Below are 218 nucleotides of genomic sequence, written 5' to 3' on the forward strand. Positions count from 1 at the left end.
TCCAGCATGCCGCGACTTTCGCTGGCATAGCTGCTGCTTGCAGTACGCTCACGGTCGTTCACGTTACTGTTGCGTTCGGATTGAGCCATTGTTGCACTCTCTCCTTCCGCTTTCGCGTTCAGACCCAGATCCAGCATGCCGCGACTTTCGCTGGCATAGCTGCTGCTTGCAGTACGCTCACGGTCATTCACGTTACTGTTGCGTTCGGATTGAGCCAT

At 55.5% G+C, this 218-nt stretch carries 1 protein-coding gene; it reads right to left on the minus strand.

Going from position 1 to position 218, the window contains the following annotated elements:
- A partial coding sequence (locus tag H7T88_RS29280; RefSeq protein ID WP_221791740.1) for a hypothetical protein occupies nucleotides 1-218 on the minus strand: 218 nt, incomplete at both ends.

The organism is Paenibacillus cucumis (ex Kampfer et al. 2016) (genome assembly GCF_019748695.1).
Lineage (GTDB): Bacteria > Bacillota > Bacilli > Paenibacillales > Paenibacillaceae > Paenibacillus > Paenibacillus polysaccharolyticus.